This is a genomic window from Pseudomonas sp. 05N434 (assembly GCF_056396965.1).
Map to the genome: position 1 here is coordinate 1 of NZ_JBFTMK010000469.1, position 4022 is coordinate 4022.

Here is a 4022-nt window from a genome sequence, read left to right on the forward strand (position 1 = left end):
TTGTGGTGGATGGTCAGGAATGGAACCACACCGTTCCCATGAGCCAGGCATGGGAAACCAACGACGGCGCCCTCGCGCGCGCATGGGCGTTGGCTGGACATGGCATCGCACGCAAGACCATTTGGGATGCGGCAGCCGATATCCGTGCTGGACGACTGAAGGTCCTGTTACCTGACTTTTGTGTCCGAGAGGCCGGCGTCTACGCGGTATTACACGGCAATCGTTACCGGATTCCCCGCGTGCGTGTATTGCTGGATTTCCTTACCGACCATTTTGATCGCGCAACCGATGAGCTGTTGTTCGACCTTAAAGTACCTAATGCCTGATGTTAGGAGGTTGTAAGCCACGCCATACCGGATAAGAGTTGCCGTCAAGTGCGCAATGAGGTTGCCTAGGTCGGGGGCAGACAATTTCCAGTAAGTTGAATGGCCCTCTGGTCTCGTAGACACATCTGACTGGCTGCTGGAGTGTCCGCTATGGGTCCAGGCTGTGTAAAAACGCAGGCCTCGTTTTGAAGTCTGTGTCGCTACGTAAAATCTGACCGTGATTGGCAGATCAGTGGTCCTGAAATTTGCGTAGGAACGCGGTTTTCGTTCCGATTCGAACCTTCAAACCTGCTCTAAAACGTTTTTACACAGCCCGGGTCGAAAGCGGTCCCTCGCCAGCGGCTGCTTTCGACCCGATCCCTGAAGCGATTACTGACCAAGCCTGATCCTTACATGCAAAATGCTGTCTCTGGCATCGTGTTGGATGGCAAGGGCTTCGCCCGTGTTCGCGGTGGTGCGGCACTCCGGTAAGCCCGCTCCCACAGGAGTCGCGAATACTTTCGGTAACCCTTCGATCGGCTAGCTTGCGGCTTGGCTACAGGCAGCTTCGGGTCGATTGCTACCATCAACGACTGACGACCTCTGACCCAGTGCTTATGCGCCATGCGTAGGACTAGCCCACTGCCCGATAAAGTCGCCAACTCTCCGCTCAATGTCACTCTCAACTGTCCGCAGCCGCAGAATAGGAATGCCACTTCTAGCCAAAATCTCATTTTTCATGGCGTCCCGAGCTGCCTGCACGGGTCGGTCATGGTACCCGCCATCAACCTCGATCACCCCTATCGGTTTTTTACCCACTTTGAAATAGATCACGAAATCGCAACTGGCGCGCCTCATGAACGCCCGCTGGGGCTCCGTCCAGTCGAGGCTACCCGGCGATGCAAGCTTATCCAGCTGGATCTGTGTGTGGTACTTCAATGCCTGGCACGCCGGGGCTGACAGCGCTTCACGCAGCAACTGTGCCACGATCTGCTCGGACTTGTAGCGTGAATCCTCGGGCCGCAGGCGGGCGTCCAAGCGTGCCAGAGACTGGTCGTACTCGCGGTACAGCAAGTCGAATGCCGACACCACCGGCGCGCGTAYGATCTGATCGTCCTGCGCGTAATAGCTGATGTAGCGAATCAGCGCGGCGATGTGGCCATTGTTGTCAGTGAACACCTCGTCGCCAGTCACCAGGGTGAAGCGATGTTTGGCCCGCGAAACTGCCACGTTGATCATGCGTGGGTCGTCGACGAAATCCAGGCGTGTTCGCGCCTGGTTGTAGCGCTTCTTGTCCAGCACGGTGGAGAAGACGATCTCGTCGCATTCGCGCCCCTGAAACTTGTGCACGGTGTCCTTGACGAAATCCGTCGGCAAGTGCGTGTCGGAAAGGTTGACTTGCGCCCGGAACGGGGCGATGTAACCGCGGCCTTCGCCGTCCATACCGACGGGCGGCCCCTCGTCCCCAAGCACCTTCAGCAGGGAGTCCAATTCCCGAAGGTTGGTGTTCTTCCTGGCGTGGTTGCCCTTGGCTGTCACCACCAGGCGCAGGGGGGCTTCGCCCTTGTCCTCGGTCATCGGCACCAGTGCGTTGTCGTAGAACTGCTGGTTGCAGAACTGGATGATCCTGGGGTGGCAGCGGTAATGTTCTTTCAGCAGGGTTCTGGGCAGCGTGTCCTGAAACACGGCAATGCACGAATCCAGCAGGCTGTAGTGCTCGCAATCGTAGACTTCGGCGGGCGCTTGAAGCCCCAGTGCCACAGGGATATGCGGCAACTGGCGGTTGTCTCCGACGACGATCAGGTTCTTTGCGCAGCCCAGTGGCAGGATGCCCGGCACGATGTCCTGCAAAGAGGCTTCGTCGATGATCACGTAGTCGAGGACCGCTCCCGGCGCGATCGAATTGACGATGGAGTGCGTGCCGCTGCCCAGGATAGGGAAGCGCTGCAAGAAGACATCGAAATGCCTGCGGTAAGTTTTGACATCAAAGCTGTCCGACGGCGGTACCTGAAGTTGCAGATGCTGCTTGAGATGGTGCATCGATGCTGTTGTCAGTTCTTTCAGCAGGGCCGTGAAATTCGCGCGTGCCAACGATTCACGGCACGCCCGCAGCTCCGCTTCCTTGTCCCGTAGCGACTTGTCGTAGTAATGCATCTGCAGTGCATGGAAAACGGCCATGCGCGCCTCGCCCTCGGTGAATGGCTTGGTGCGAAAGATTCTGAATTTGAACAGAAGCTCGATACGGTCTTTGAGATGAATGCGCTGCTCGCCGAGGTACGCCAGGTAGGCCATGAGGTCCGCAGTCTTGCGCGGTGTCAGGCCGTACTTGTCGAGCGAGACTGTGGCCTGTACATCGCTTTCTGCCTGCCACTGCTGCAGGTAGCGCCGCTCGATGACCAGCTCGTCCAGCTCGATTTGCAGTTGTGCCGCCCTGTTGTGGTCTTGCAGGTGCTGCTTCAAGCGGGTCAGCAAGGCCTGGATTTCATCTAGGGATGGTGCCGGCTCGGGCGCGTTTGATGGCCAAGCAGGCAGATCGGCAAAGAAGGCCTCACGTTTGTCCTGGTTGCCAAGCTTGGCGACCAAGTAGCCCAGGCCGTATTTCTCCAGCTTTTCGTAGACGTTTTCCACGGCAGCATTGTTGTTGGACAGCACCGCTACCGTCTGCCCACGTAACAGAATATTGGCGAGGATGTTGAGGATCGTCTGGGTCTTGCCGGTCCCTGGCGGGCCTTCGATCACGCTGATTTGCGCGCTGAACGCCCGCTCGACCGCCTGAAGCTGACTCTCGTTAAGCCCGAACGGATAGATGAGCCCCTGACCCGGCGCCAGCGTGCCGTTTCGCCCCGTACAATAGGCTTGCAGGGCAGTGCCAGCGATGGCGGGCAGTTYTCCGAGCTGGCGCACCACATTGTCGGCAATTTCACGATCAGTTTTCGACTCAGCGTGATCCTGTCGGGCATTCGCCACGAGAGTGAAATAGCGGAAGACCGGCGTTTCCTTCATCGATGTCGGGGCGGTAAAGCCGATACCGTCCATCTTGTAGACATAGGGCTTTTCGGCGCCCGGGTAGTGCACGACGGCATATCGCTCGCCGTAAATCGTAGCTTTGGCAATGGGCGTGACGATCGTGCTGCCGGGCTTGTGCAGCAATACATTGGTCAACTCGCGGGTGGGCGAAACTTGGCAGTTACTGAGCGCACGGGTGTATTTTTTCTTGGAGGGGAAGTGACAGGTCAGTTCCAGGGCTTCGTACTTGTCGCTCCAGCGAATCGCCCAGTCGCTGATCTTTGCGGTCTTGTCCTCACCATCCACCTGAATCGAAACCATATTCCTTATCCCTATGCGCATGACATCCGGCTTCGCCTCGCGCCGAATGTTACTTTCTCCAAGATGAGTCATATTGSCATCATTGCGTGCAGGATCGATAGCCGGTTCTGCACTGCGACGGCCAGCGTGAATTCGTCGGCCGCACCACTCATGCCCCGTAGTCGCAGGCGATCCAGTTTCAGGATGCGCTTGAAGCGGGCAAACAGCATTTCGACCTTCTTGCGCTCATGGTGAGAGCGCACGTACTCCGGCGTTGCTGCAATGCGCCTAGCCACATCACGAGCGGCTTCATGGACGCTGCGAGCAATCTTGCGAATCGAGGTGTTCGGACAGCACTTGGCTTTCAGCAGGCATGTCGCGCAGTCGGTCTGCCTGGATCGGAAGATGATG

The 4022-nt window shown here is 57.8% G+C and carries 3 protein-coding genes; 1 reads left to right on the forward strand and 2 read right to left on the reverse strand.

Annotated features, from left to right (window positions below; translation table 11 throughout):
• Positions 1–326, forward strand: a 326-nt coding sequence (locus AC1DLB_RS23570; protein ID WP_477785733.1) for a LysR substrate-binding domain-containing protein, incomplete at its 5' end; no start/stop codon positions are given.
• A gap of 594 nt (positions 327–920) precedes the next feature.
• Here the strand turns inward: AC1DLB_RS23570 and AC1DLB_RS23575 are convergent.
• Together AC1DLB_RS23575 and AC1DLB_RS23580 are read right to left on the reverse strand one after the other, a co-directional pair.
• Positions 921–3632, reverse strand: coding sequence for an AAA domain-containing protein (locus tag AC1DLB_RS23575; RefSeq protein WP_477785734.1), 2712 nt, complete (start codon positions 3630–3632; stop codon positions 921–923).
• 68 nt (positions 3633–3700) lie between these two features.
• A partial coding sequence (locus AC1DLB_RS23580; protein ID WP_477785735.1) for a transposase occupies positions 3701–4022 on the reverse strand: 322 nt, incomplete at its 5' end.